At 69.0% G+C, this 25,124-nt stretch carries 29 protein-coding genes; 14 read left to right on the forward strand and 15 right to left on the reverse strand.

Translation table 11 applies throughout. From position 1 onward, the window contains the following. Window positions 1–143: 143 nt before the first annotated feature. Window positions 144–470, reverse strand: a complete 327-nt coding sequence (locus tag ACQP2T_RS28290; RefSeq protein WP_433519079.1) for a branched-chain amino acid transporter permease — start codon at window positions 468–470, stop codon at window positions 144–146. After that, a complete protein-coding gene (locus ACQP2T_RS28295; protein ID WP_433519080.1) occupies window positions 463–1,206 on the reverse strand; it encodes an AzlC family ABC transporter permease in 744 nt (247 codons plus the stop codon). Before ACQP2T_RS28295 ends, ACQP2T_RS28290 begins: the two co-directional genes overlap by 8 nt. A gap of 79 nt (window positions 1,207–1,285) precedes the next feature. Between ACQP2T_RS28295 and ACQP2T_RS28300 the strand changes: the two genes are divergently transcribed. After that, entirely contained in the window at window positions 1,286–1,726 is a 441-nt protein-coding gene (locus ACQP2T_RS28300) for an Lrp/AsnC family transcriptional regulator (protein WP_357958740.1), read from the forward strand. Here the strand turns inward: ACQP2T_RS28300 and ACQP2T_RS28305 are convergent. After that, entirely contained in the window at window positions 1,630–2,883 is a 1,254-nt protein-coding gene (locus ACQP2T_RS28305; RefSeq protein ID WP_433519842.1) for a sulfatase-like hydrolase/transferase, read from the reverse strand. The two genes, ACQP2T_RS28300 and ACQP2T_RS28305, sit on opposite strands and share 97 nt — an antisense overlap. 146 nt (window positions 2,884–3,029) lie before the next feature. Here ACQP2T_RS28305 and ACQP2T_RS28310 point away from each other — a divergent pair, with 146 nt between their 5' ends. Next, window positions 3,030–3,641: a TetR/AcrR family transcriptional regulator gene (locus tag ACQP2T_RS28310; protein WP_433519081.1), complete on the forward strand. Its 612-nt coding sequence runs from the start codon at window positions 3,030–3,032 to the stop codon at window positions 3,639–3,641. Between the two features lie 21 nt (window positions 3,642–3,662). Here ACQP2T_RS28310 and ACQP2T_RS28315 read toward each other — a convergent pair whose 3' ends face one another. Further along, on the reverse strand, window positions 3,663–4,106 hold the full coding sequence (locus tag ACQP2T_RS28315; protein ID WP_433519082.1) for a hypothetical protein: 444 nt from the start codon (window positions 4,104–4,106) through the stop codon (window positions 3,663–3,665). Between the two features lie 60 nt (window positions 4,107–4,166). Beyond that, on the reverse strand, window positions 4,167–4,856 hold the full coding sequence (locus tag ACQP2T_RS28320; protein WP_433519083.1) for a TetR/AcrR family transcriptional regulator: 690 nt from the start codon (window positions 4,854–4,856) through the stop codon (window positions 4,167–4,169). 110 nt (window positions 4,857–4,966) lie between these two features. On the opposite strand from ACQP2T_RS28320, the gene ACQP2T_RS28325 reads away from it, so the two are divergent. From ACQP2T_RS28325 to ACQP2T_RS28340, 4 genes are all read left to right on the forward strand, one after another. Continuing rightward, window positions 4,967–5,701 carry an SDR family oxidoreductase gene (locus ACQP2T_RS28325; protein WP_433519084.1) on the forward strand — a complete coding sequence of 245 codons (735 nt, stop codon included), beginning with the start codon at window positions 4,967–4,969 and terminating at the stop codon, window positions 5,699–5,701. Between the two features lie 50 nt (window positions 5,702–5,751). Then, window positions 5,752–5,958, forward strand: a complete 207-nt coding sequence (locus ACQP2T_RS28330) for a tautomerase family protein (protein WP_357650494.1) — start codon at window positions 5,752–5,754, stop codon at window positions 5,956–5,958. Window positions 5,959–6,026: 68 nt separating this feature from the next. Next, complete coding sequence (locus ACQP2T_RS28335; protein ID WP_393479001.1) at window positions 6,027–6,467, forward strand: helix-turn-helix transcriptional regulator; 441 nt, start codon at window positions 6,027–6,029, stop codon at window positions 6,465–6,467. A gap of 10 nt (window positions 6,468–6,477) precedes the next feature. Beyond that, entirely contained in the window at window positions 6,478–6,888 is a 411-nt protein-coding gene (locus ACQP2T_RS28340) for a VOC family protein (protein WP_433519085.1), read from the forward strand. A gap of 71 nt (window positions 6,889–6,959) precedes the next feature. On the opposite strand, the gene ACQP2T_RS28345 is transcribed toward ACQP2T_RS28340, so the two are convergent. Then, window positions 6,960–7,913 carry a DUF5829 family protein gene (locus ACQP2T_RS28345; RefSeq protein WP_433519086.1) on the reverse strand — a complete coding sequence of 318 codons (954 nt, stop codon included), beginning with the start codon at window positions 7,911–7,913 and terminating at the stop codon, window positions 6,960–6,962. A gap of 159 nt (window positions 7,914–8,072) precedes the next feature. On the opposite strand from ACQP2T_RS28345, the gene ACQP2T_RS28350 reads away from it, so the two are divergent. Further along, window positions 8,073–9,221, forward strand: coding sequence for a WD40 repeat domain-containing protein (locus ACQP2T_RS28350; RefSeq protein WP_433519087.1), 1,149 nt, complete (start codon window positions 8,073–8,075; stop codon window positions 9,219–9,221). Window positions 9,222–9,240: 19 nt separating this feature from the next. On the opposite strand, the gene ACQP2T_RS28355 is transcribed toward ACQP2T_RS28350, so the two are convergent. Together ACQP2T_RS28355 and ACQP2T_RS28360 are read right to left on the reverse strand one after the other, a co-directional pair. Continuing rightward, window positions 9,241–9,882, reverse strand: a complete 642-nt coding sequence (locus ACQP2T_RS28355; protein ID WP_433519088.1) for a histidine phosphatase family protein — start codon at window positions 9,880–9,882, stop codon at window positions 9,241–9,243. Window positions 9,883–9,933: 51 nt separating this feature from the next. Continuing rightward, on the reverse strand, window positions 9,934–10,932 hold the full coding sequence (locus ACQP2T_RS28360; RefSeq protein WP_433519089.1) for a helix-turn-helix transcriptional regulator: 999 nt from the start codon (window positions 10,930–10,932) through the stop codon (window positions 9,934–9,936). Window positions 10,933–11,070: 138 nt separating this feature from the next. Here ACQP2T_RS28360 and ACQP2T_RS28365 point away from each other — a divergent pair, with 138 nt between their 5' ends. Next, the gene (locus tag ACQP2T_RS28365) at window positions 11,071–11,445 is read left to right on the forward strand and encodes a nuclear transport factor 2 family protein (protein WP_433519090.1); all 375 of its coding nucleotides are present in this window, start codon (window positions 11,071–11,073) and stop codon (window positions 11,443–11,445) included. Between the two features lie 81 nt (window positions 11,446–11,526). Here ACQP2T_RS28365 and ACQP2T_RS28370 read toward each other — a convergent pair whose 3' ends face one another. From ACQP2T_RS28370 to ACQP2T_RS28380, 3 genes are all read right to left on the reverse strand, one after another. Then, complete coding sequence (locus ACQP2T_RS28370; RefSeq protein WP_433519091.1) at window positions 11,527–12,402, reverse strand: NAD(P)H-binding protein; 876 nt, start codon at window positions 12,400–12,402, stop codon at window positions 11,527–11,529. Between the two features lie 135 nt (window positions 12,403–12,537). Beyond that, complete coding sequence (locus ACQP2T_RS28375; protein WP_433519092.1) at window positions 12,538–13,152, reverse strand: hypothetical protein; 615 nt, start codon at window positions 13,150–13,152, stop codon at window positions 12,538–12,540. 107 nt (window positions 13,153–13,259) lie between these two features. Then, window positions 13,260–13,925, reverse strand: coding sequence for an HD domain-containing protein (locus ACQP2T_RS28380; RefSeq protein ID WP_433519093.1), 666 nt, complete (start codon window positions 13,923–13,925; stop codon window positions 13,260–13,262). Window positions 13,926–13,998: 73 nt separating this feature from the next. On the opposite strand from ACQP2T_RS28380, the gene ACQP2T_RS28385 reads away from it, so the two are divergent. Continuing rightward, a complete protein-coding gene (locus ACQP2T_RS28385; RefSeq protein WP_433519094.1) occupies window positions 13,999–14,955 on the forward strand; it encodes a GlxA family transcriptional regulator in 957 nt (318 codons plus the stop codon). A gap of 17 nt (window positions 14,956–14,972) precedes the next feature. Here the strand turns inward: ACQP2T_RS28385 and ACQP2T_RS28390 are convergent, their stop codons facing one another. Further along, window positions 14,973–15,854: a nucleoside hydrolase gene (locus ACQP2T_RS28390; protein ID WP_433519095.1), complete on the reverse strand. Its 882-nt coding sequence runs from the start codon at window positions 15,852–15,854 to the stop codon at window positions 14,973–14,975. A gap of 237 nt (window positions 15,855–16,091) precedes the next feature. On the opposite strand from ACQP2T_RS28390, the gene ACQP2T_RS28395 reads away from it, so the two are divergent. Continuing rightward, a complete protein-coding gene (locus ACQP2T_RS28395) occupies window positions 16,092–16,805 on the forward strand; it encodes a haloacid dehalogenase type II (RefSeq protein WP_433519096.1) in 714 nt (237 codons plus the stop codon). A gap of 72 nt (window positions 16,806–16,877) precedes the next feature. After that, window positions 16,878–18,059, forward strand: coding sequence for an erythromycin esterase family protein (locus ACQP2T_RS28400; protein ID WP_433519097.1), 1,182 nt, complete (start codon window positions 16,878–16,880; stop codon window positions 18,057–18,059). Window positions 18,060–18,190: 131 nt separating this feature from the next. Here ACQP2T_RS28400 and ACQP2T_RS28405 read toward each other — a convergent pair whose 3' ends face one another. Next, the gene (locus tag ACQP2T_RS28405; protein WP_433519098.1) at window positions 18,191–18,871 is read right to left on the reverse strand and encodes a TetR/AcrR family transcriptional regulator; all 681 of its coding nucleotides are present in this window, start codon (window positions 18,869–18,871) and stop codon (window positions 18,191–18,193) included. Between the two features lie 97 nt (window positions 18,872–18,968). Between ACQP2T_RS28405 and ACQP2T_RS28410 the strand changes: the two genes are divergently transcribed. Further along, a complete protein-coding gene (locus ACQP2T_RS28410) occupies window positions 18,969–19,718 on the forward strand; it encodes an NADPH-dependent F420 reductase (protein WP_433519099.1) in 750 nt (249 codons plus the stop codon). A gap of 60 nt (window positions 19,719–19,778) precedes the next feature. Here ACQP2T_RS28410 and ACQP2T_RS28415 read toward each other — a convergent pair whose 3' ends face one another. After that, entirely contained in the window at window positions 19,779–20,312 is a 534-nt protein-coding gene (locus ACQP2T_RS28415; protein WP_433519100.1) for a MarR family winged helix-turn-helix transcriptional regulator, read from the reverse strand. A 103-nt stretch (window positions 20,313–20,415) separates the two neighbouring features. After that, window positions 20,416–23,415: a glycosyl hydrolase gene (locus ACQP2T_RS28420; RefSeq protein WP_433519101.1), complete on the reverse strand. Its 3,000-nt coding sequence runs from the start codon at window positions 23,413–23,415 to the stop codon at window positions 20,416–20,418. Window positions 23,416–23,666: 251 nt separating this feature from the next. On the opposite strand from ACQP2T_RS28420, the gene ACQP2T_RS28425 reads away from it, so the two are divergent. Together ACQP2T_RS28425 and ACQP2T_RS28430 are read left to right on the forward strand one after the other, a co-directional pair. Continuing rightward, window positions 23,667–24,539, forward strand: coding sequence for a helix-turn-helix domain-containing protein (locus ACQP2T_RS28425; RefSeq protein ID WP_433519102.1), 873 nt, complete (start codon window positions 23,667–23,669; stop codon window positions 24,537–24,539). A gap of 115 nt (window positions 24,540–24,654) precedes the next feature. Further along, window positions 24,655–25,119, forward strand: a complete 465-nt coding sequence (locus ACQP2T_RS28430) for a hypothetical protein (protein WP_433519103.1) — start codon at window positions 24,655–24,657, stop codon at window positions 25,117–25,119. The last annotated feature ends 5 nt before the right edge of the window (window positions 25,120–25,124 follow it).

A 25,124-nucleotide genomic window follows, 5' to 3' on the forward strand; every position in this document is an offset into this window, starting at 1 on the left:
TCCCGGCAAAGGCTTCCAAGGATGCGGGGGACTTTGTTCGGGCCGAGCAGTAACGCCAGCGGGTCTGAAGGCACTTGACCTGCTTGCCTGGGGTGTAAAGCCCCAGGTAAACCTGGCGCCTCATCAGCGGTTGAAAGACAAGCTCAGAAGGCGTTGACCAGGACGACGTAGACGGCGGTGCCGATTCCGACGCTCAGGATGGTACGGCGGCCTGAGGCGAGGTGGACGACCGCGGTCACGGCGACCGCGAGCAACGCGTACAGCGTCGCCTGTGGGTCGGCGGTGATGGTGCCGTGCAGGGCGGTCAGGGCGAGGATGGCGAGGATGCCGACCGGCATCCAGGCCGACAGCCGCGCCACGGCGGCCGAGCCGCGCAACGTGCGCAGCGCCGCGAAGGGTACGGCGCGCAGAGCGAAGGTGATGGTGAAGACGATCGCGAGGACAGCGAGGAAGTAGGCGAGGTCAGGCATCGTCGGCCTCCGGGACGGGTCGGCGGGCGGTGAGCGCGTGGCGGGCCAGCAGCAGAGCGACGAACAGCAGCAGCGCCGTGAACATGGCGATGCCCGGGGTGACGATGAGGGCGGCGGTCACGCTGGCCGCGGCGAGCAGCACGGAGGGGATCTCGCGGCGGGAGCGGAACGCGTCCAGGGTGAGCACCGTGAACAGGGCGCACAGGGCGAACTCCAGGCCCTTGATCGGCGCGGGCAGGGCCGCGCCGATGGCGACGCCGACCAGGCCGCCGCCGACCCAGTAGGTCTGGCAGGAGATCTGCATCGCCAGCAGCCGGGCCGCCGAGCGTTCCGCCTCGGGGAGGGAGGCGCTGACGGCGTACGCCTCGTCGATCATCGCGTACACGGCGTACGCCTTCGCCCACCGGTTCTTGACCAGGTGAAGCGGGAAGGAGAAGGCGTAGAAGACGTGCCGGAAGTTGACCACCAGGACGGTCAGCGCGACCGCGGCGAGCGGTGTGACGGTGGCCATCATGCCCACCAGCAGGAGCTCCAGGGAGCCGGCGAAAGCGGCCATGGACAGGGCGGGGGCGAGCCACCCGGGCAGGCCGGCCTGGAGGACCAGCAGGCCGAGGGCGACCCCCAGCGGGAAGATCCCCAGCCCCGCGGAGAAGGAGTCGCGCACACCCGTGGCGATCTGCTGGCGCCGGGTGGTGTGGGCGGGGGTCACCGCGGTCGGGATTAGTACATCTTGCACCCTTCTAGGGTGCCGGAAATCAGCTGTTATGTGGTTGCTGATATTGCTCATCCGAGGCCCCGCGGTGCAATATTCTTTCGTGGACTCGATTGACAGAGCAATCATCGCCGAGTTGGAGCGAAACGGGCGGCTGACGAACGTGGAGCTGGCCCAGCGGGTCGGGCTCACCACCGGGCCATGCCTGCGGCGCGTTCAGCGGTTGGAGGCCGAGGGCGTGATTCGCGGCTACCGGGCGGTCATCGACGCTGCCGCCGTGGGCCGGTCCTTCGAGGTCCTGGTGGACCTGACGCTGGATGCCCAGGACGCGGAGACGGTCGAGCACTTCGAGCAGACCCTGGCGCGGGCCGAGGAGGTCGTCGAGCTGCGGCGGTTGTTCGGCAGTCCCGACTACTTCGTGCGGGTGGCCGTGGCCGATCTGGCCGCCTACGAGGCGTTCCTGAGCCAGTACGTCATGACCATCCCGCGCGTACGGGGCATCACCTCGCACTTCACGCTCAAGAACCTCAAGCCGGCGCCATGAGGCGGACAAACCTCGCGCACCAGCCCGGCCCGCCAGGCACCTGGCGGGCCGGGCTGGTCGCGCGGGGTCAGTTGGGGGGTGCGGCAGGTCGCGCCCTGGCAGGTGCTCAGCTCCGCCATGCGCTTGTCCAGCCGGGCCACCAGGGCGGCGTTCTGCTTGCGGCCGGCCGGCGTGGCCAGCAGGTTGGTGAGCTCGTAGCGGTCCTTGGTCAGGTCGTAGAGCTCGTACTCGCGCTTGTTCGCGGAACGTTCCAGGTCGTACCAGCGGGTGTAGACGTAGCGCTCGGTACGCAGCGAACTCCACGAAGGCACGTCGACGAGGTAGATCTCCTCCACGTCGCCTTCGGTGTACTCCTGGAAGATCCCGTTCCGGTCGGTCACGCCCGAGCCGGCGTACTGGCCGAAGAAGTCGGTGCGCCAGCCGCACGGGGTGCCGCCGCCGAACAGCGGGGCCAGCGAGATGCCGTCCATGTCGGCCGGGATCGGCACGCCGGCCAGCCCGAGGAAGGTCGGCCCGTAGTCGATGGAGGTGACCATCGCCGTGCTCGTGCCGTGCTTGACGCCGGGGCCCGAGATGACCAGCGGCACGCGTGTGGACTCCTCGTACGGCGCCATCTTCTGGACCAGCCGGTGCGCGCCGAGGTTGTAGCCGTTGTCGCTGGCGAAGACCAGGTAGGTGTTGTCGTACTCGCCGGTGTCCTTCAGCGTCTTGACGATGCCGGCCACCATGTCATCCAGCGCGAGCAGGGTGCCCATGCGGTTGCGGTAGTCCCAGTCGTTGGTGGCGGCGACGAGCGCCGAGCGTACCTTGGTGCTCTGCTTCAGCCAGGTGGGTTTGTCGCTGACGTCCCTCTCCTGGAAGTTGGGCAGGTGAGGGGTGGGGCCGAAGCGCTTGCTCGCGTACCTGGGCGGCGGGGGCATGGGGAGGTGCGGCGCGGTGGAGGCGGCGTACCAGAAGAACGGCTTGCCGTCGGCGGCCGACTCCTTGATGAACGTGGCCGACTTCGCGGCGACGACGTCCACCTGGTAGCCGGCGTCATGCAGTCGTTTGACGAACGTCTTGTCCTCGTTGCCGTTGGCCTCGAACGCCGCGAAGCCTCCCCAGCCTCCGAAGGTGGTCAGGACCTGGTTGTTGTGGCCGTACTTGCTGGACAGGATCGAGGCGCGCGGCGCAGCAGATCGGCGTGGTGGCGAAAGGAGTTGGTGAACGTCAGGCCGGTCTACCCTAACAACGCCTTGGAGAAGGTGTCAGTCATGACAGATTTTTCTGGTGTCCGGTTCCGGACGCGTGGAACAATGTGGTCATGGTCACTGCGGGGCGGCGTGAGCTGCACAAGAGGGCGACGCGACAGGCCTTGCAGGAGGTCGCCACGCGCATGTTCGAGGAGCGGGGATACGCCGAGACGACGGTGCGCGACATCGCCGAGGCGGTGGGCGTGACCGAGCGGACCTTCTTCCGCTACTTCCCGTCCAAGGAGGATCTGGTCCTGGGGGAGATCCTCGATCTGATCCCCGAGTTCGTGCGGCAGGTGCGGGCCAGGCCCGAGGGCGAAGGGCCGTACACAGCCGTGCGCAACGCCATGTTCGACCTCGCGAGCATCCGCGGAGCGGGGGTCGCCATCCTGTTCAGCGGCCTACCCGGCCAGATGTTCTCCCAGCCGACCAGGCCCGCGCAGCCGGTGCTGCTGGAGCTCGAAGACCGCCTCATGGACGCGCTGCGCGACCGGTTGGTCAAGGCGGGCAGCGAGGAGGACGAGCAGGCGCTCACCCTGCGCGCCTCCGTGCTGTCCCGCGCCAACGTGGGCGCGCTGCGCGCCACCGTGCTCGCCTTTCAGGCCCTTCCCGAGGAAGAGCGGACGCTGGACTCGGCGCAGCGTCTGGCCCGCCAGGCGTTCGACGTCCTGCGCGACACCTGACCTTGCGGTGCCGGGCCGGTCTCAGGCCCCCGTCGAAGCTCTGGCGGTCGCGGCGGCGTGCTCGTCGGCGGTCATGCCGAGGTCGGGGTTCTGCCGGTTGAGGTCGTGCTGGTCGTCGGCCCACTGCTGGTAGTCCCGCCGTACGGTGCGCTCGTCGGAGTCGACGATGCGGGCGATCTCGGCCCAGGTGACTCCGGCCAGCACCGCGTGGTGGACGTTGGCGGGATGACGCACGGTACGCGCGATGCACTCCGCCAGGGCCAGCAGCTCGATGTGCTCGGCCACGGTAAGGGGAGGGCGGTCGTCGGCTCCGTGCCGGGCCGGGTCATAGATCCCTCGGGTCACCAGCTCGATCCGGGCGCGAGCCGAGGCGTGCTTGGCGGCCAGCTCGTCGTAGCGCGCCAGTTGCTGACTGACAGGCATGTCGTAGCGAGCGTCGCGCCAGGTCGCGATGTGTTCGGGCACGGGGTACTTCTCCAGGGTGACTTGGGGGCGCCATGGTAGCTGTCCGGCGCCGCGGTTGAATCATGTGATGCGTTCGAGCCAGCGCAGGAGAAGGGCGACCTCGGCCGGTTCGAGGGCGTCGGTGCCCCCGAGGCCGAGTTGCGCGTGGAGGCGCAGTGCGGTGGTACGCAGCGGGTCGGCGTCCTCTTGGGCGATTGTCTCGGTGAGTACGTATGAGAACACGGCGTCGCGCATGCGATGGGACAGCGCGGGGTCGTCGAACAGGGCCGGGCCGGCGATGTGGTTGAGGGCGTTGCCGATGTTCGCCGACAGGATCAGCTGGGCGGCGGTCCGCGGCTCGACCTTCAGCGCGCCCGTCGCCGCGCACCGTACGAGTGTCGCCACCAGCAAGTCGAACACGCGATCCCGAGCAGTAGAGTGAGACCACGGCCGGGGAGTGAACATCAGCTGGTAGAGGGCAGGATTCTCTCTCGCGAACGCCATGTGGCCGTCCCAGCCGGCGCGCAGATCGGCCACCGGGTCGGCCGTCTGCTCTTGCGCGGCCTTGAGCGTGACATACCTCTCATATCCATGGTCGGCGAGGGCGTCCAGGAGCCCTCGCTTGTCGCCGAAGATCCGGTAGAGCACGGGCTGGCTCACACCGACCGCCTCGCAGACCGCCCGCGTGGCGATCTCGTTGTCCGAGGAGGTCGCCAGCTGACGCTCCGCGGCTTCGATCATCGCCGTGCGAAGGGGGTCCGTTCCTGTCATGCGACCAATGATACGCCTCGGCGCTAGCGACGATACGAAGACCGTGCTACCGTCATGCATTAGCGGCGATACCGCTGATGCGTATCGACGATACGAACGGAGGGGTTTCCATGAACGAGCAGCGCGTAGCAGTGGTCAGCGGCGGCTCCCGCGGGATCGGCCGGGCCATCGCGACGGCTCTGGCGGCACAGGGGTCCGCGGTCGTCGTGGGATACCAAGGGTCGGCCGCGGCCGCCGCCGAGGTGGTCCAGGAGATCACCGCAGCCGGCGGCCGGGCGATCCCGGTGCAGGCCGACGTGGCGGACGAGGCCGCGGTCGCGGCGATGTTCGACGAGGCGGAGAAGGTCTTCGGCGGGGTCGACGTCGTCGTGAACTCCGCGGGACGGCTGTCACTGTCCCCGATCGCCGACCTCGACCTCGCCGACCTTGACGCCCTGCACCGCACCAACATCCGCGGCACCTTCGTCATGGCGCGGGAGGCCGCGCGTCGCGTGCGCGCCGGAGGCGCGATCGTCACCCTGTCCACCTCCGTGGTGGGCCTGCAGTTCCCCAACTATGGGGCGTACGTGGCCAGCAAGGGTGCCGTCGAGGCGATGACGCTCGTGCTGGCCCGCGAGCTGCGGGGGCGGGACATCTCCGTCAACTCGGTCGCGCCGGGGCCGACCGCCACCGACCTGTTCCTCGAGGGCAAGGACCAGGCGACGCTTGAGCGGCTCGCCAACCAGGCCCCGCTCGAGCGGCTCGGCACCCCGGAGGACACCGCCCAGGTCGTCGCCTTCCTGGCGAGCCCCGCGGGGCACTGGGTCAACGGGCAGGTCGTGCGCGTGAACGGCGGCATCATCTGACGTCCGCCGAGCGCACACCTCTGAATCATCCACACGAAAGGGAAAACAGCATGCCGTTCGCCAACCTCAAGGTGCCCGCCGACACCCTGACCCCCGAGTCCAAGAAGAAGCTCATCGACGCCGTCACCGACGCCTACGCGGCCGTGTACGGCGAGCGCGCCCGCGCGAACACCCTGGTCCTCATCGACGAAGTCCCCGATGGCGGCTGGGGGCTCGGCGGGGACATCCTCACCGCTGAGATGCTCGGCCGAAGCTGAGTACCTGCCTCAGCCATGCGTCGCATTCGTCCAGGTAAATGGCTATTTAGGGGTGGTATGTTCGTCCCATGAGTCCGGAAGACCTCGCCAATCTCGCGCACCTGCGCCGAGCGCGCGATCTGATCGACCGGGAGTACGCGCGGCCGCTCGACGTGCCGACGATGGCCCGCCACGCGCTCATGTCGCCGGGGCACTTCTCGCGACGGTTCCGGGCGGCCTATGGCGAGACGCCGTACAGCTATCTCATGACCCGCCGGATCGAGCGGGCGATGGCGCTGCTGCGCGAGGGGATGAGCGTGACGGACGCGTGCATGGCGGTCGGCTGTACGTCACTCGGCTCGTTCAGCTCGCGGTTCACCGAGGTGGTGGGGGAGACGCCGAGCGCGTACCGCGGCCGGGAGCACCGCGTCGAGGCGGCGATGCCCGCGTGCGTGGCGAAGGTGCGCACGCGGCCGACACGAAACCCGCCGAGCAGGATCGGAGAAGCGGATCGCGTCGCCGCCGCCTAACGTGGGCGACATGACCATCGCACTCCGCTACTGCCACATCACCGTCAACGACGTGGACGAGGCGCTTACGTTCTACCGCGACGCGCTCGGCCTTGAGGTGCGCAACGACGTCGCCTCCGGCGGGTTCCGCTGGGTCACGCTCGGCAGCGCGACCCAGCCGGACCTCGAAATCGTGCTCTCCGAACCACACGCCGGCCGCTCCCAGGCCGACGGCGACGCCCTGCAGGAACTGCTCACCAAGGGTGTCCTGTCGATGTTCATCTTCAGCACCGACGATCTCGACGCGACCTTCGAGCGGGTCCGGGCATCCGGCGCCGAGGTGCTGCAGGAGCCCATCGAGCAGCCCTGGGGGCCGCGCGACAGCGCGTTCCGCGACCCCTCGGGCAACATGGTGCGGATCCAGCAGGCGCCCAAGGCGTAATACCCGCGTTCAGCTTCTGGAGCTGGTCGTGGGATAGGCGGGCAATGACGCTTACTTGGGTGGAGCGATGCTTACTTGGCGGGCGCGTCGAAGGTCCACACGGCGCGCGCGCCGGGGCCGACGGCGAGGGTGGACCGGCCGATCCGCTCCTTGGTCATGGACAGCAGGGGCTTGTTGAGCGACATCTGGATCTGCTTGAGGCCGGCCTGCTCGCGCGCGACGGAGTCCAGCTGGATCCGGGTGCCGCCGCCCTCGGCGACGACGCCACCGCCGGGAAGCGTCTGGACGGTGAAGCCGCCGGCGCGCAGCAGCGGCACCGTGTTGGCGAGGTCGCGAGCGGGCACCCCGATGCGGATGGAGGTCACGTCACGCATCAGGTGGTCGCGGTAGTCGTCGGGCAGGTAGCGCTCGCGGCCGACGTCGCCGGGGAAGCTCTCGGGCTCGGTCTTGCTGCGCGGGTCGGCGAAGTACTCCGGCAGGTATTCCATCGCCCACGGGTCGAAGGCGTCGTACTGGTCGCCGGTGGTACGGATGGTGTCGAACCACGGCACCTTGACGCCGTCGCCGAAATCACGGGTCTGGCGGTACGGGAACGGGTTGGCGATCCCCGCGGCCTTCAGGCGCTCGGTCACCGTCGCGAGGTCCCCGGCGCGCTCGACCGAGGTCCCGAGCCCGGCGGAGCCGAACTCGGCGTCCTGGCCGGGCAGGTCGCCCACCGAGAACAGCTCCAGATAGGTCTCGCGGCCCTTCAGGTAGCGGCCTTTCCAGGTCATCCCGCCACCGGTCGTGGTGCGGACCTCGAAGTTGGCGAACTTCCGGAGGTAGTCGGAGTTCTCGACCGCGTCGGCGGTCTCCTTGTCGACGACGCTGTAGGCGTGGTTGTAGAAGAGCAGCTGACGGTCGGGCTTGGGCCGGCTCTCGTCGGCCGTCGCCGCGCTCGCGCCGCCTGTGACCGCCCCGGACAACGCGACGGTGAACGTCGCGGCGAGGACGGTGATCGTCCGTAAGGTTCGGTGAATCAGCATGGGTGTGATCTTAGGTTGTGAAGATCACACCCACTGAAGATTTGACAAGCCTCTAACATTGCGCGGGAACCACACCCGCCCCTCTCGCGAATTCGCAGGTCAACCGCCCGGCCGCTCTGTGTTACGCGCGTCGCCGCCGCTCCATGCGATGATCGCTACATGTCGTCGTCACGTACGGCCGCCGCCCTGGCCGGTTTAGCCCTGGCCGTCCTGGTCGCCGGGTGCGCCGATCCGGCCGCCGACCGGGTGTCGCTGATCAGCGCGCCCCAGCCCCTGACGTCGCTCACGATGGTCCCGTCGTCGCCCTCGCCCAGGGTGTCCTCGGGCCCCGTACAGCACCCGTTCCCGATGGCGACCTCCTTGGCCGAGCCCATGGCGACCGGAGCGCCCCTGACCGCGACGGGCCCGCCGCGGTTCTTCGTCTCCGCGCGCACCCCGCTCACCTACTTCCCCGGAAGGTCCAAGACCGCTGTCTTCACTCCGGTGCCGCCCGCCGTGCACAACGCCGAGACCGGGTCGTTCATCGCGAACATCCCGCTGCCGCCCGGCGTCGAGAGTTCCTGGCATCTCGTGGCCGCCGCCCGGGACAACCGCACGTTCGCGGTCGCCGGCTGGACCGAGCCGAAGAAGCCGCGCATCTGCTTCTTCCTGGTACGCCTCGGCGAGGACGGGCGGCCCGGGAAGCCGGTGGCCGTCACGCAGACCGACCCCGACGACCTGACATTCGTCTACGACCTCGCCCTCAGCGCCGACGGCACCCGGCTGGCCTACTCCACGCCGCTCATCGGAGGTGGCGCCAAGATCTCCGTGCTCGACGTCGCCACCGGCCGGCGCCGGGACTGGAAGACGATGGCTCACTCGGTGGTGACGGGCCTGTCCTGGGCCCCGGACGGCCGCTCGCTCGCGTACGTGCTGGGTGTCCGGGCCATCGCCCTGCTCGACCTCGCCCGCCTGGGCGCCGACCCGGAGAGTGCCGCGTCCCGGATCATCAAGAACACCACGGGTGCCATGCCGATCGAGTCGGTGGCCCACACCCCCGACGGCAGCGCGTTGATCTACGCCTCCGGGCATGTCGTCGAACGCGTCCCCGTGGCAGGCGGGCCGGCGCAGGTCCTGGCCCGGCCGGAGCTGCCGCCCGGCGCCTCACTGAGCCTGCGCTTCAGCGTTGACGGGACCGGCGAGCACCTCCTGTACGCGCACGACTGGCGCGCCTATCGGGTCGGCCTCACCGACGGCGCGGCCACCTCGGTGCCGATCACCGTCGACCGGCGTCCGGGTGAGGGCGATTCGCCGCGCGCGGCCTGGTGACCACCGGGCCAGGTAGAGGTCAGCCGGCTTCGGCGGAGTCGAGATGGCGGATGTCACCGAGGTTGACGACCTGGCGGTTGTGGAAGAAGTCGTCTTCGCGCAGCGTGGTGATGCTGCCGGACGGCGCCCGGAAACTGGCGTGCCCGACCGACTCGATCGGCATCTTGATCCAGGACGTCACGACGAATGTGAGGGAGCCACCGTGCGTCACGATGATCTGGTGTTCGCAGGGGTGCCGCAAGATGTCGTCCATGGCCGCGTAGATGCGCCGTGCCAAGGCCGCCTTGGTCTCGGCTCCCTCCACACCCTCGTCGTGTTCCAACCGCTCCCCGACCGCCGGCGGCGGGACGAATCGCTGGTCCAGCCACTCCTGCGGCCTTCCCCCCGCCTCTCCGTAGGACTTCTCCCGCAGCCTGCGGTCCAGGATCGCTTCCACACCGAACAGCTCGGCCACCTTTTCGGCCGTTTGCCGGGTGCGCCGCAGATCCGAGGAGAACAGTTCCACATCGGCACCGTCCGGGATCTGGGCCCGCAGCGCCTGGGCGATGGAGGCCGCCGCGCTGAGGCCGGTCGGCGTCAGCCGCGAATCATGCCAGCCGCCGACGACCCCCTCGACGTGGTGCGTCGCCTCCGGATGGGTGACGGCGTAGATGGTGCGCATGAGTGAGCTCTTCCTGAAGGGGACGGTTCCGGGATGATCTTAAGAGCGGCCCTACAGGTGATCGGTGTAGCGGGCGGCGACCTCGGCCGCCTTGCGGGCCAGAGCCTGGCGGAGCTCGGCCGGGGCGAGGACTTCGGCGTCGGTACCGAAGGCCAGCAGTACCTCGGCCGCGGCCAGGGAGCGGAAGCGCAGCTCGACGTGCACCCGCTCCGGGTGGTCGTCGGCGTCCGGTGAGAGGTCGGTGGGCGGGGGCCCGGCCAGGTCTGCTTCGTGGATGCGCAGGAATCTGGCAAGGATGTTCCGGTGGACGCTGACCGTGACGGGCAGTGGGGCGGGGATGTCGTCGATGTGGCGGCGCAGGCCGTCCCAGACGTCGGCCAGTTCGAGGCCGTCGCGGCGTCGTACGGGCTCGTCGAGGATGCCGGCTGACAGAGCTCGGTCGGTTCGGAAGAGTGCGGGCTCGCCGCGGTGGTCGGCGACGAGGTACCAGACGCCTGCCTTGTTGACCAGACCGTACGGATCGAGAGTGTAGGAGCGGACGCGGTTGTCGCGGCCGTGCCGGTAGCGCAGGCGCAGCCGCCGGTCGGTGAAGATCGCCTGCTGGAGTACGGCCAGGTCGACGGCCGGCCCGGTGACGGGGCGTGCCGGTCCGCCGCGCCAGCGCACCGGGTCGATGAGGATACGGCGGCTGGCCAGGTCGGCGTCGGGCCGGTGCGGGGCCGGCAGGGCGGCCATCAGCTTGCGCAGCGCGGAGCCGAGGGCCCGGCCCAGGCCCAGCTCGGTGTGAGCGTGATCCGACAGCAGGACGAACAGGGCGCGGGCCTCGTCGGCGGTCAGGCCGGTGACGTTGGTGCGGTAGCCGGGCAGCAGCGCGATGCCGCCATGGGGCCCGCGGACGGTGTAGACGGGCACACCGGCAGCCGACAGCGCCTCGATGTCGCGCATGACGGTGCGGACCGACACCTCCAGCCGCTCGGCCAGGTCGCCGGCGGGCAGTCGGCCGTGGGTCTGGAGCAGCAGCATGATCGACAGCAGGCGCTCGGACCTCATGGTTCCAAATTTACCCAGGTATATGACAGCACCTGACATATACCTCGGCGAAGCTGCAGGCAGATGAGCCACCTATGGGAGGCGGCTCCGAGCGTCCCGGCCTTGCCAGGGACCAAGCACCACGAAAGGAACTGTGCTGTGACCGCAACGAACGCGCCCGCCCAGAAGGTCGCCGAGGACTTCGTCCGCGCCTGGACCAGCAAGGACGTCGAGAAGGCGCTGAGCCTGCTCGCCGACGACGTCGTGTGCGAGGCCCCGACCGGCACGTTCGAGGGAGTAGAGGGCTATCGCCGGTTCCTCGAACCGTTCGCGAACACCCTCATCGGAGCCACCGTCATCGACGTCCTGGGCAGCGACACGAACGCGGCGACCGTGTACGCCGTCGACACGCCCATCCTGAAGGACTTCCGCGGCATCGACTACTTCACCGTCGAGAACGGCGAGATCACGCGCGTGATCAGTGTCTTCGACATGCTCCCGATGGCCAAGGCCAGAGGCGACATCCAGCACTGACCCGGCGGGCCCGCATTGCGTGAGCGGCAACAGCCTCGGTCAGGAGGCGCGGCCCTGCTCGCCCGTATCGCGGGCAGCCATTCAGGCGGTGCGCGGGGCGAAGGCCGCCCGGTTCTGGACGACGAAGCTCTCCACATCGAGGGGGTCGGCGCCGCCGATCTCCTTCACGAGGTCGTTCGTGCCGGCGAAGACGCCGTTGCGGTAGTCGACCGCGACGGCGAGAAGGTGCTGGATGAGGTGCTCCGGCGCGCTGCGGTTCTCGAGGATGGTCCTGAACTCGTCGAGGCTGATGGGCGCGTACGTGACCTGACGGCCGAGCGCCCGCGACATCTTCTCGGCGATCTCGTAGTGGTTGAGCTCCACCGCCCCGTACAGCGGATAGATCTTGCCGGCGTGCGGGGCGGGATCCTCCAGGATGGCCGCGATCACCCTCGCCTGGTCGCTTTCGGCGATCGGGGCATGGCGTCCGTCGGCGAAGGGCAGCCGCAGTTCGCCGGTCCCGTCGGCCCAGGTGTCGATCAGCCATTGGGCGAAGAAGGTCGGGCGGATGTGAGTGACGGCCACCGGGAAGCGGTCCAGCACGCGTTCCGCGACCCAGTGCTGGCGTGCCGCGTTGCTGGCGGAGTCGCGGCGGGCGGAGATCTGCGACATGTTCACGATCGCCCGCACGCCGCTCTCCTCCGCCGCCAGGGCCACGTTCGCCGTGGCGTCCATCAGGCCGTGGCGGATCGGGTAGGTGAAGTACAGGGCATCGATCCCTTTCATCGCCTCCGCCAGGGAGTTGAGGTCGAGGACGTCGCCTTCGACGATCTGCGCCCCGAGACCGGCCAGCCTCTCGGAGCGCTCATCGACTCGGCGGACGAGCGCGCGGACGTGGTGGCCGCGTTGAAGCAGGAGCTCGGCGGTGTGGCGACCGGTCTTTCCTGTCGCCCCGATCACCAGAAGATTGCGTTCCATGATGGTTTTCCGTTTCTAGAGAAGCGTTGCGCGGCGGATGCATTTTCGGCCCCCTGGCCGCCGAGGTCATCAAGGCCGAACCTGCCCACCGCGACGCGGCTTCGAACGGTGGCAGGAGCTGTGCTGCCTGAGTCGTTACCTCTCGGGGTCCTGGCCGGGTGCGGCCTCGGCGGGAACGTCCCGGACGACCTCTGTCAGCTCGCCGGAATCGACGTTGTAGAAGAGGCCATGAATCTCGATGTGTTTCGCCGTGCCGTGGCTGTTACGGATCAGGTTCACGTCGTAGTTGAGTGACTGCTCGAAGTCGGCGATGCGGATACCGTCCCAGTCGTACTCGGACGAGATATCGGTGTGCTGTTCACGTTTCCACGCGTCGATGATCCCCTCCTCCGTGAAGGAGGTCGCGCCACAGAAGGAGTGGTGTACGACGACGACCCGCTCGATTCCGAACAGGTGCTGGGAGACGGTGATCGAGCGAAGAGCGTCCGCCGCGCGTCCGCCCCCGACGATGAGGGGGAACACCGTCGCGGTAGAACCTATTTTCCGGCCGGTCTCGTCGAGAACGAGTTCACCAGGGTAGACCTCGTCACCGAAGTAATCGGCCACCGCTTGCGCGGCGCCGGCCGCCCGGGGGTCGAAGCAATAGATGGCGATCGTCCTGGCGGGAATCGCACTGGTGACGATCTCCCGGACTGCCGGTTCGCTGTATCCTGGCTGCCCGCTGAAGGTGAATTCAACAAAATTCGACATGCTTGACTCCAACTCTTGCGACAAGACGACGACGAATAGCGTGCGCCACCGCACGTCCCCGCGGCGCTACGCAAAGGATTACCTAGGCTGGCGAAAAGGCTTCTCGCCTACTCTCCCCACAGGCCATTGGCTACCCCACGCTCCATGACGGTGGCTCCATCCGCTTCCCGCTCGCGCGCCAGGTGAAAGGCGAGCGCATAAGGGGGTGCGGCTGTCTCGGAGCGGGCTCCGTGGGCGAGGATTTCCTCGGCCATATGGCGGACCATCTCAAGCCGTGGGTAGGCGGCATGGATCTGCCTCTGCTCCTTGGCCACGAGGTCGGTGTTCTTCCCGAAGTCGATCCAGATGCCTTCGTAGGTCAGGTAGGTCAGCAGTCCCATGCGTTCGGGGATCTGCGGGGTGGTGTGAAGCGCGATCGCCTCCCAGACCCGGTCGACGTCCCGTGCGGGAGCGCCGAGATCGGTCAGCACGGTGGCGGCGAGATCGGCGCCTTCGATCTCGAACCGGAGCCGGCCCGGTGCGTCGGGGCCCGTTCCCAGGTCGTGCATCACATTGGCGGCGAAGAGGAGTTCCTCGTCGTAGTCCGCGTCGTTCAGGACGCCTTTGTGGGCGGCGAACAGACGGGTCCAGTAGAAACCGCGAATGCTGTGGTTCAGCACAGATGGATGCACCGCGGCCCGTGCCGCGGCGAGGCTCGCCTCAACCAGCGGCCCGGTCGGGAGCGCGAGTACGTTGTTCTGCGGCCCTTCCAAGAGGGCGGCGGTATCGGTCATAGCTCGACGGTACGAGACCAGGAACCCGGTCAAAAGTGGCACGGATGCCAATCAGCGCTACAATTGTGCCACTATGTCAGACAGACATCACGTCGCAGTGCTCGTACAGTCCGGTGTGCTCCCGCTCGAGTTCGGTGCCGCGACGCAGATCTTCGCCATGGACCCCCACTACGAGCTGACGGTCTGCGCTGACACCGAGACCGGACTGGTGCCGGGGTGCGGCTTCGCGATCACCGTCGCGGCCGGCCTCGAGGCGCTGGACGACGCCGACACTGTGATCATTCCGGGTTACGACGACATTGACGCGACCCCGTCAGCCGAGCTGCTGGCGGCGCTACGGGCGGCTCACGCCCGAGGCGCCCGGCTCGTCTCCATCTGCACCGCGGCCTTCACCCTCGCCGCGGCCGGGCTGCTCGACGGCCGCCCCGCGACCACACACTGGCGGGCGGCCGAGCAATTGCGTCGGCGCTACCCACGCGTCGATGTCCTGCCAGATCAGCTCTACGTCGACGACGGCGACATCCTCACCTCCGCCGGCGTCACCGCGGGGATCGACCTGTGCCTGCACCTGATCCGCACCGACCTCGGCGCCGCGGCGGCGAACACCCGCGCACGTGATCTCGTCGCGCCGCCACGGCGACGGGGAGGCCAAGCGCAGTTCGTCGAACAGTTCCGCCCCGAAGCGAGCGGAGACGTGCTTGCTCCGCTGCGGGAGTGGATGATCGACAACCTGGCGAAGCCCCTTGCCGTCGACGATCTCGCCGAACGCGCCCATATGTCGCGGCGGACACTGATCCGCCGCTTCCGCGAGGAGACCGGCACCCCGCCCATGGCCTGGCTGACCGACGCGCGCATCGACCGGGCCCGCGAACTGCTGGAGGCGACCACCGTGCCCATCGAGCAGGTCGGCCGCCTCACCGGGCTCGGCGCTCCCGCTTCCCTGCGGGCCGCCTTCCATCGGCACCTTGGCACCTCGCCTCAGGAATACCGGAGCCTGTTCCGCCACAAGGAGGAGATGACGGACGCCTGACACGGCACGCCCGCGCGTCAGCCGTGCTCGCGGCCGAAGGCCCGGATCTTGGCGAACATGTCCTCCAGCAGGAAGCGCACGTCCATCTCCTCGCAGACCCGGATCGGGTGGTTCGAACCGGGCAGGTAGGAGCCGTCCGCGCCGAATCGGGGAGCGGGCCTGACGCGCAGGTTGCCGCTCGCGGGGTAGAGCATCAGCGCGACGGCCGGAGAGTCGCCCAGTGAGCGGGATTCGATCGGCCCGGGGTGGTACGTCGCGTTCCACTCGTGCAGCTGCTTGATCAGGTAGCGGCCCAGCGGCCCGGCGTCACCGATCTTCTCCGCCAGTTCGGCGTAGCTCACCGAGACCTTGGTGTAGACGTCTCTGGGCACCTGCCACACGGTCATGCCGGAGCCGAACACCACGTTGGCGGCGTGGACGTCGTTGGAGAGGTTGAACTCGATCCGTGAGCCTTCGTCGTAGCCGCGGTATCCGGCGCCGCCGATCCAGATCACCACCAGCGGGCGTCGTACGAGGTCGGGGTCCAGCAGGATCGCCGAGGCCATGTCGGTCAGCGGCCCGAGGAAGGCCACATAGAGCGGGTCTTCCTCGCTCGCGAGCTTCGACTCCTCGATGATCAGCCGGGCGCCGGGAGAGTCCACCGCGGCGTGCTCGTCCAGCAGCGGCGTCGCCGCGCCGTTCGCGACAGCGACGGAGCCGGTCAGGCCGAGCAGATCCAGCAGGAGATCGATCTCCTCGCGAGACTCCTCCATGCTCCGCTGCGACCGCAAGCTGCCGAAATGTGCCGCAATCAGCCCGCGCATGTCCAAAGTCGGCGACAGTAACCCGTGGACGATGGCGAACTGGTCATCGGCCTCGTTCTTGGCGTCGGTGTTGATGATCACTCTGCGCTTGCGCATCGCAGCTCCCGTTGCATAATTATGCACTGCCGCATAATCTTCCGTCCCGGTAGGTTGTCCGATCTTCGGGGCCGCTGTCAATGAGGAGCGCTGTCAGACGATCTCGGATTGCCTGACCGCCTGTTATACGGTTAACCGTGTTGATTCATCCGGTTACGGTGCCGGACGCCGTCGGCTGCTCGCCGACCTGGAAGGCGCAGTGCGGAAAGTCTGCAACCTCGTCCAGGAGCGTGCACGGTGACCTTCAGCGACTTCGACGCCCTCAGCTTCGACTGCTACGGGACCCTCATCGACTGGGAGACCGGCATCGCGGCCGTCCTGCGTAAGTGGGCCGGCGCGCACGGTCTCCGGATGACCGACGAGCAACTGCTGACCGCGTACGCGACGCACGAGGCACAGGCCGAGGCCGAGCACCCCGGCGACCTCTACCCGCGGATCCTGGCGCGCGCGATGCGGGGCCTCGGCGCGAAGCTCGGCGTGCCGGTCAGTGACGAGGAGGCCGAACGGCTGGCGGTCTCCGTGCCCGACTGGCCGGCCTTCCCCGACTCGGCGGAGGCGCTCGAGCGGCTCGCGCGCCGGTACAAGCTCATCATCTTGTCCAACGTGGACCGGGCCTCCTTCGCCGGCTCGAACAAGCGCCTCGGCGTCACCTTCACCAGCATCCTCACCGCTGAGGACATCGGCTCCTACAAGCCATCTCCCCGCAACTTCGAGGCGCTGATGAGCGAGGCCGGGCGGCTCGGGGTGGCCGACGGCAAGCTGCTGCACGTGGCGCAGAGCCTGTTCCACGACCACGTGCCGGCCAAGGCGGCGGGCCTGCCGACGGTGTGGATCGACCGCCGTCATGACAACCCGGGTGGGGGAGCGACGCCGGCGCCGTCGGCCGACGTCACCCCGGACTGGACCTTCACTTCCATGGGCGCGTTCGCGGACGCCGTCGACGCTGTTTGAAGGTACGCGCTCGTAAACAGCCGGAAATGCCGCCAAAGTTTACACAGAAGGTTCAACGATACAGTCGAATACATGACGGCCTTCAGCCGGGACGCCGCCCGTCCCCTCACCGGCGGCGCCCTCACCGCGCTCCTGTCTCCGGCCACCCGCCTGCTCGGCCTCGGCGAGCCCACCCACGGCGTCGAAGCCTTCCTCGAACTGCGCAACGAGCTCTTCCACCACCTCGTCGAGCACGAGGGCTACCGCTCGATCACCTTGGAGAGCGACTGCCTCGCGGCCCTGACCGCCGACGCGTACGTCACCGGCGGCACCGCCACCCTCGACGACGCGATGAGCCGCGGCTTCAGCCACGGCTTCGGCGCCTCGCCCGCCAACCGTGAGCTCCTGCGCTGGATGCGCGCCTGCAACGAACAGCGTCCCCCGCACGAGCGGCTCCGCTTCTACGGCTTCGACGCCCCGCTGGAGGTGACCGGCGTCGCCAGCCCCCGCCCAGCCCTGACCGCGCTGTACGACTACCTCGCCGCCCATCTCGACCTGGCCTGGAGTCGCGAGACCCTCGACGAGCTGCTCGGATCCGACGAGCGCTGGATCGACCGGGGCATCATGGATCCCACCGAGTCCGTCGGCCGCACCCCCGAGGCCAAGGAACTGCGCCTGATCGCCGACGACCTGCGCGCGCTGCTCACCGCGCACGCTCCCCACCTGACGGCCACCACCTCACCCGGCGACTGGTGGCGCGCCGACCTGCACGCCCGCACCGCCGCCGGGCTCCTGCGCTATCACGCCGGCCTGGCCGACACCGCGCCCACCCGCCTCGGCACGCTCATGTGCCTGCGTGATGCGATGATGGCCGACAACCTCGACGCCATCGTCCGCCGCGAGGCCCGTCGCGGCCCCACGCTCGCGTTCGCCGGCAACCGCCACCTGCAGCGGGACAAGAGTCACCTGTGGTTCGCGGGTCAGTCGCTCCAGTGGTGGAGCGCGGGCGCCATCATCGGCACCCACCTCGGTGACCAGTACGCCTTCGCCGCCGCCACCTTCGGCGCCCGCGGTTCCGACGTCCCTCCTCCCGACACCCTCGAAGGGCTCCTGTCGACCCTGCCCCACGCCCGCGCCGTCATCGATCCCGGCCGCCTCGCCGCGACCCTCGACCGGAAGCTGACGCCCCGCGTGCCGGCCGACTACACCTACCTGTCCCTCGACCCGGCCACCATCGACCAGATCGACGCCGTCGTCTTCGTCAAGGAGATCTGAGCCACCCATCGTGGCCGCCGTCCCTCGAAGGGGGTCCCTTCCTGGTGGCCTTCAGCCACGGACGGACCGTCTTCTTCCGTCCCCCTCCGGAGGGAGCCCCTTCCTGGCGCGTGGTTCGTCACACGGCCGCCTCAATCCCTGTGGCGGCCTGTGGTGGCTGGGGTTCCTTGGTGGGAATGCCCCCCTTCGGGGGGAGATAGCTGACCGGGTGTGCCGTCGTCGAGGTGGTGGAGGGCGGCGAGGAGGGGCCAGGTCGACGCGGCCATCTCGTTCGGTGTCCTTGGGCATCCGCGCTGGAGCCAGTCGGAGGCCACGCCGATCAGCGCGCCGGCGGTGAACGCGGCGGGCACGTCATGCGGGACCTCGGGCGGGGCGACCGGTGACGCGCATGCGGCGAGGTGGATGGTCGCGGTGATCCGGCGGCGTACGTGGTCGATGACGCGCGCGCTGCCCTGCGGCCCCAGCAGGCTGCGATAGAGACCGGCGTACTCGGCGAGATTGGCGAAGAACGCCGCCAGCGCCTGGATCGGGTCCGGCGCCTCGTCCGCCGTCTCACAGGCGAGGGCGGGCAGGGACTCGATCAAGTCGTCGACCATGGCGGTGCAGGCGGCTTCGGCCAGCTCGTGTACGTCCCGGTAATGGGAGTAGAAGGCGGAACGGCTCACCTCGGCCCGCTCGGCGACGTCGGCGACGCTGATCTGCGACAGGTCCCGCTCCTCGGCGAGCTGGATCAGAGTGCGCCGCAGGGCCGCCTGGGTGCGTCGCACGCGCAGGTCGACCTTCGGGGGGTTGCTGTCTCTGGTCGTTGCCACATCCGTAACTCTAGCCTACCGTACATGTGTCTTTATTCTTGCATGTGTGCTGTATCTTGCAGATGTCCCGTAAGTTTCCCATTGAGATGGAGACGCCATGACCAAGACTCTCGGCCTCATAGGCACCGGAATGATCGGCGGCACGCTGGCCCGCCTCGCCGTCGCCGCCGGTCTCAACGTCGTTCTGAGCAACTCCCGCGGCCCCGAGACTCTCGCCGATCTCGTGACCGAGCTGGGCGGGCAGGCCCGCGCGGCCACGCCGGCCGAGGCGGCCGAGGCCGGCGACGTGGTCGTGGCGACCGTTCCGCTGCACGCCTACGAGCAGTTGCCGGTCGCCGCTCTGGCGGGCAAGATCGTGATCGACACGATGAACTACTACCCGGAGCGCGACGGCCGCATCGCCGAGCTGGACTCCGACGAGCTGACCTCCAGCGCCCTGGTGCAGCGGCACCTGGCCGGCTCACGCCTGGTCAAGGCGTTCAACAACATCGACTTCCATCGCCTGTCCACCGGCGCCCGGCCGGCCGGGGCCGCCGACCGCAGCGCCCTGCCCATCGCGGGTGACGACCCGGCCGCGAAGGCCGAGGTGACCGCGCTGCTGGACGCCCTCGGCTACGACACGGTGGACAGCGGGTCGCTCGCCGACAGCTGGCGCGTCGAACCGGGCACGCCGGTGTACGTCCAGCCGTACTTTCCGGGGCAGGCGCCTGAGGGGGTCGGCCAGGACGAGGCGTTCCGCTGGTTCTTCGAGACTCCGGGCGTCCCGGTGCCGGCCGCTCGGGTGAAGGAACTGATCGACAGCGCTGTACGAGGCGTGGCGGGCGGAAAGCTTCCCTCTGGGGCATAGCCCGGCGCCGCCGGATCGGGCTGACGGCTTTGGTCACGATGCTGTCGTGATCAGCAGACCTCAGCCCGACTTGGCATGGCCCTTCGGCGTCGGCAGTCTCCACATCGTGTCGCGGGCAAAGCGGGCGAGGAGGCGTTTGAGCGTGTCCACGTCCTCCTCGCTCCAGTCCGCCAGGAGCGACTCAAGGTCCTGCTGGACGCACTCCATGATCCGCTCCCCGATCTCCCGTCCGCGGGGCGTGAGGGCGAGCAGCACGCTGCGTTCGTCCGACGGCTCGCGAACACGCACGATGAGGCCCGTGTCGTGCAGGCGGTGGGCGATCTTGGTGAGATTTGCCCGCCCTGTTCCGAGGGCCAGCGCGAGGTCGCTGGGGCGCATCGCTCCCCGGTAGCTGAGCTGGTTCACGACGAGGAACATCGGCACATCGTTGACGGGGAATTCGACGGCGGACATGAGGGCCAGCCGTACCGCGTGACTGTCCGCCCAGTGGATGATCGAGGAGAGGGAGACGCGCGGGTCGAGGAGGTCCGGGGCGATGACGGAGGACAGGTCGATGTCCTGATCGTCCAGCTCGTGGCGTTGTGTCCGCGTCACGATGTGCCTCCTCTCGCCCGTGGTGTTCGCGCTCTGTCTCCGGGAACCCTACTGCCGGTCGGGAGGGCGGGCGACCGGATACGGAGCCGCCCGCCCGGCTGGCTCAGCTTGCCGTCGCTTCGCGCAGTAGCAGCAGTCGCACCGGTCCGAGCAGGCCGTGGTCGTGTACCTCGGTCCGCTGCATCCCAGCGCCACCGGCGAGCTGCGCGGCGATGTCGGGAATCGAGTCGTAGTAGCCACGGGCGAGCAGCCGGTTGTTCAGTGAGCTCGACACCCGGACCGTCACCGTGTTCTCCCCGGGCCGCAGGTCGGCGGTGACATCCACGGTCGGACGGGAGGTGTCGAAGCCCTTGACCGGGCCCTCGTTGACCCGGACGGAGCCGAGACCGCCCGCTGTCGATCCGAGATCCAGCACATACCTGGCCCCCGCGACCGGAGCTTCCTCCAGGGTGAACGTCGCGTCGTACGCGCCGACGCCGCTGACCTCGGGACCGACCTCGGGGAAGTCCTTCCACGGGCGGAGCGGGCCGTGGCCGCCGTCGAGGCGGGTGATCGCGGTGGTGGGCCGTACTTCGCGGGTCTCGTAGCCGAGCCCGCGGTCCTCGCTGATCACCTCGAACTCGCCGGCGTCCCAGCTCTCGACCGTGGTCGTCCACTCCGCGATCTCCTGGAGGAGGCGCGGCTCGACGGGCTCGGAGCCCGCCGGCTCCCGCGCCGAGCGGTCGATCGTGAACAGTGCGGTCTCTCCGGGCGCCAGGGACACAGAGATGAGCGTCCGTCCCGCGTCGGTGGTCGTCCCCGCCTCGGTGGTCGTCTGTCCCGCCTTGTCCCGGATGCCGGGGTGCGGGTGGATGTCGCCGGTCCAGGGGTCGATCCGGTGCGCGGTCCCGGTGCCGGGCAGGGTGATCTCGGCCGTGGTCGGCTCGCCGGTCTCGTACAGGAAGTGGTACAGGTACAGGTGCAGCAGGTCGCCGTCCTCGCGCAGGTGGCTGAGCAGGCTGCGGTTCTCGCCGGTGAACTCGGCGCGTCCGGCGATGCCGAGCGCGCGGAGCGCCTCGACGGTGCCGGACGGATCGGTCACCTCGGCGACGGTCGGCAGCGCGCGAAGCCGCGCCATCGTCTGGGCGAGCTCCTCGTCGCGGCCGTCGAGTCCCGGGGTACGGGCGGCGGCTCGGGGGTGGGTGGTGTACTGGCCGGCCATGAGCCACTTGAGCTCGGTGGCGCCGTTGACGATGAGCAGCTTCAGCCCCTGCCGCGCCCACTCCAGGAGCTTGGCCGCCACGTCCGGGTCGAGGGTGTCCTGGTAGACGACGAGCGCCTGGTAGCCAGGGCCGTGCGGCTGCACCAGCCCGTCCGCGAACGACACCTCCTCGCGCAGCAGCAGCGACCCGTCGAAGAACTCGTAGGTCCACCCGGCGTCCTGCATGCCCAGGTCGCGCCACCAGTGGTTGTCCCGGTCGCGCATCCACATGCGCCCGTAGGCGTCCTCGTCCGGGACCCGCCGCCCGTCCTGGTCGAGGAAGGCCAGCCCCGAGGTGTTGTCGGTGAAGTGGTCGGTACGGAGGATCCCCACGTCGATCCGCGGCCGGCCCTGCCGCAGGACGCACTGGTAGCGGCCGATCGCCTTGTTCCACAGCGGGTAGAACTCGGCCGCCGGCTGACGCGTGTCGAACCGCTCGGAGAACATCGGCCACATGCCCTCATGTCCCGGCCAATGGGTGACGCCCTCAGCCCCGGCGGTGCTCGCCCAGCCGTGCAGCACGGTCTTGGTGATCCCCGCCGCCAGCTGGGTGGCGATGATCTGGTCGTAGAAGCGGTGGTCGAGCATGTGGTTGCGGGTGGTCGCGCCGGTCTCGGAGGAGTACTGCTTGCCGAACAGGTGCGCCGGCCCGGCCAGCAAGCGGTAGGCGTCGATCTGCGCGCCGAACTCCAGGGACTCCGTCTCGATGCCGTCGACCTCGGGCCCCGGCCGGGTGAGCTCGAACGGCAGTCCGTAGCTGATCTCGGCGCGGAGCGCGATCCCGTTGTCGTGCAGGAACGCGGCGAACGGGCGCAGCATGTTCTCGATGTAGAGATCGGTGAGCGTACGCACGTAGTCGAAGCGCACCTTCTCGACGGTGACGCGGTGCTCCTCGCGTACGTCGTTCTGGTAGATCGTACTGACGGCCATGAAGGGCGCGGACCGGATCAGGAAGGGCAGCCAGCGGGTGAGGTCGTACCCGCGACGGGCGCGGAACTCCCGTGCGAGGGTGCGCCCCCAGAACATGCCACCGGCCCCGTAGACGGACAGTTCGAGGGAGTCCATGTACATCTGTGCGCGCGGGTTGCGGCTGATCTGCTCGCGCAGCTCCGGCGTGAGGACGACCGAGTCCCAGTAGTCGATGACCGCGTCGACTCCGTCCCGGTCCAGGTAGTTGACGGTGTAGTTGACCGACGCCGAGGGCGAGGCGGTCTGTCCGGTGCCGTGCCTCCAGAAGACGAACAGCCGCCAGTCGCCGTCGTTGGGTGCGCTCCACTCCAGCCGCTCGTCCCGCACCCGGTCGGAGAGGTCGACGACGGAGTCGAGGTCGAGGATCGTGCCCGTCGCGCCGGTCTCCAGCAGGCGGGCGGCCACGACGGCCACCAGATGCTGCTCGGTGATCTTGCCGCGGTGGCCGGGAATGTGCAGCGTCGGCGGCTCGGCGTCGAGGTCGACGCGCGGCAGCGCCCCGCTGCGGGAGCCCGAAGGGGCGAGGTCCTCGAACACCACGTCGAGCTCCTGGGCCGCGGCCGGGTCGTCGGGGGTGATCGTGGGGAGGTTCGCGTTCGACCAGTTCGTGCCGGAGGTGAAGCTCACCGACATGTTCCGTTTTGTGGTCTCTTCGACGACCACCTGGGAGTCGTGCACCCATTCCTCCGCGCCCCAGCCGTAGCGGGAGTGGTCGATGGCGCCCTCGTCCATCGCGAGGAACTCCATTCCGCCGAAACCCAGCCGGTGCGCGGTGTCGATCTCGCGGACCAGCGTCTCGTCGGTGTGCAGGCCCTCCGCCAGCCACCAGCGCAACTCGGGCCGGAACTCGATCGACGGGTCGGCGATCATGCGGGCGAGGTCGTCGAGTGACACGCGTTTCTCCCTGAACGTCAACGAGCCGGAGTGGCCCTTGCTGGACCGACACTAGGGCGCGGTGTGGCAGAAAACAATGTCGCTAGGAAACAATAAATTGTCCTGAGGAAACTTACTGGCACGTTGCGTGCGCCTCGGAACAACGGGTCGACAGTGTCGCGGCTTCGCGGCAAGCTTGAGATCAGTGGACGCGGCCGCCAGCGGTCCGAGCCGGAACTACCCGAAATGTCAGCCAGTGGCGTGGAGCGGATATGACGGTTCCGAGGCCGGACAACCACTACGCGCGCCTGCTCGGCGCCACCCTGCGCGGCCACCGGGTGGCGCGCGGCATGTCGTTGCGCAAGCTGGCCGCCCAGATCGGGCTGAGCGGGCACGGCACGCTCGTCGACTACGAGCACGGACGGCGCATCCCGCCGGAGGACCTGCTGACGGCCTGCGAGAAGGTCCTGGACATAGCCGACGGCCACCTGCTCAACCTGCGGGAGAAGGCCCTGGCCGAACGCGCGGGCCACGCCGCCGCCCTCCTGCTCGACCCGCCGTCCGAGCCGGTGCCTGAGTCGCCCGAGCCGCCCCGCAGGCGGCGGCTGATCCTGTCCGGGATCGTGCTGCTCGTCGCCCTGACGGTCGGCGCGGTGGTGACGTTCCCGCTGATCACGGGCGGTGCCGCCGCGACGGTCCGGGTCGGGTTCGAGCGCGACACCGACGACTGGGTCATCCTGTACGGTCCGCAGGTCGCCCAGGCCGAGGTGACGACGAGCATGGCGTACGAGGGCCGCCACAGCCTCCTGGTCACGGTCGCCGGCGCGTCCTCGTCCAAGGGCTACTCCGCCGTCGGCACCACGCACGACCTCACCGGCCTGCGTACCGGGATGAAGGTGACCTTCCACCTCTGGGTGCCGGGACGTCAGTCCGGCGGCGTCCGGTTCTTCGCCTACGACTCGGCCTCCAAGCCCCATTGGGCCGCGGAGACCGGCGAGACGGAGATCCACCTGCCGTCCACCGCGGGCTGGACCGCGTTCACCTGGACCGTCCCCCAGGTGGACCGCGTGCACGCGATCGGCATGCAGATCTGGTCGGAGTCCGACCGGCCGCTCATCGTCGCCGTGGACGGCGTGGCCTGGTAGCCGGTTCACCGATGGTCCGGGAACGGTTCCCGCTTGGTCCGCTTCGGGTCACGGCGGCTTGACCAGGGATAACGTCCCCATCGTCGCGTACCCCTCACCGGCAAGGAGAGCAGGCATGATCCCGAGACTCCGCAAGGGCAGGCTCGCCGCCACGGCGGCCGTGGCGATGGTGGCCCTGTCCCTGATGGCCGGCCCGGCGGCCGCGTCCAAGGGCGGCTGCAAGGAGAGCTCCACCATCCAGGGCTATCAGATGGGCGTGTGCCTCTCGGACCTGGACCAGCCGATCCTGGTCTTCCCCGACGTCTACGTGAACAAGACCCCGTCCGGTACCTCCGGCTGCCGGCTCTACCTGGAGCTGTGGGAGGGCGGCAAGTGGGTGGACGAGGTGGTGACCGACCCCTTCTCCTGCGCCAAGGGACACTACCCGCTGATCGCCAGTGACAACGGCATCGCCAGGGAGCCCGGCTGCCACAAGCTGCACTCGCACGCCTACATCCGGATCAACGGCGGCTCCATCATCCGGATCGGCGACAGCCCCGAGATCTGGTACGGCTGGCCGGGCGACACCTGCCCTTCATGACATAC

The sequence above is a fragment of the Nonomuraea sp. CA-143628 genome (genome assembly GCF_050942315.1).
Taxonomy (GTDB): domain Bacteria; phylum Actinomycetota; class Actinomycetes; order Streptosporangiales; family Streptosporangiaceae; genus Nonomuraea.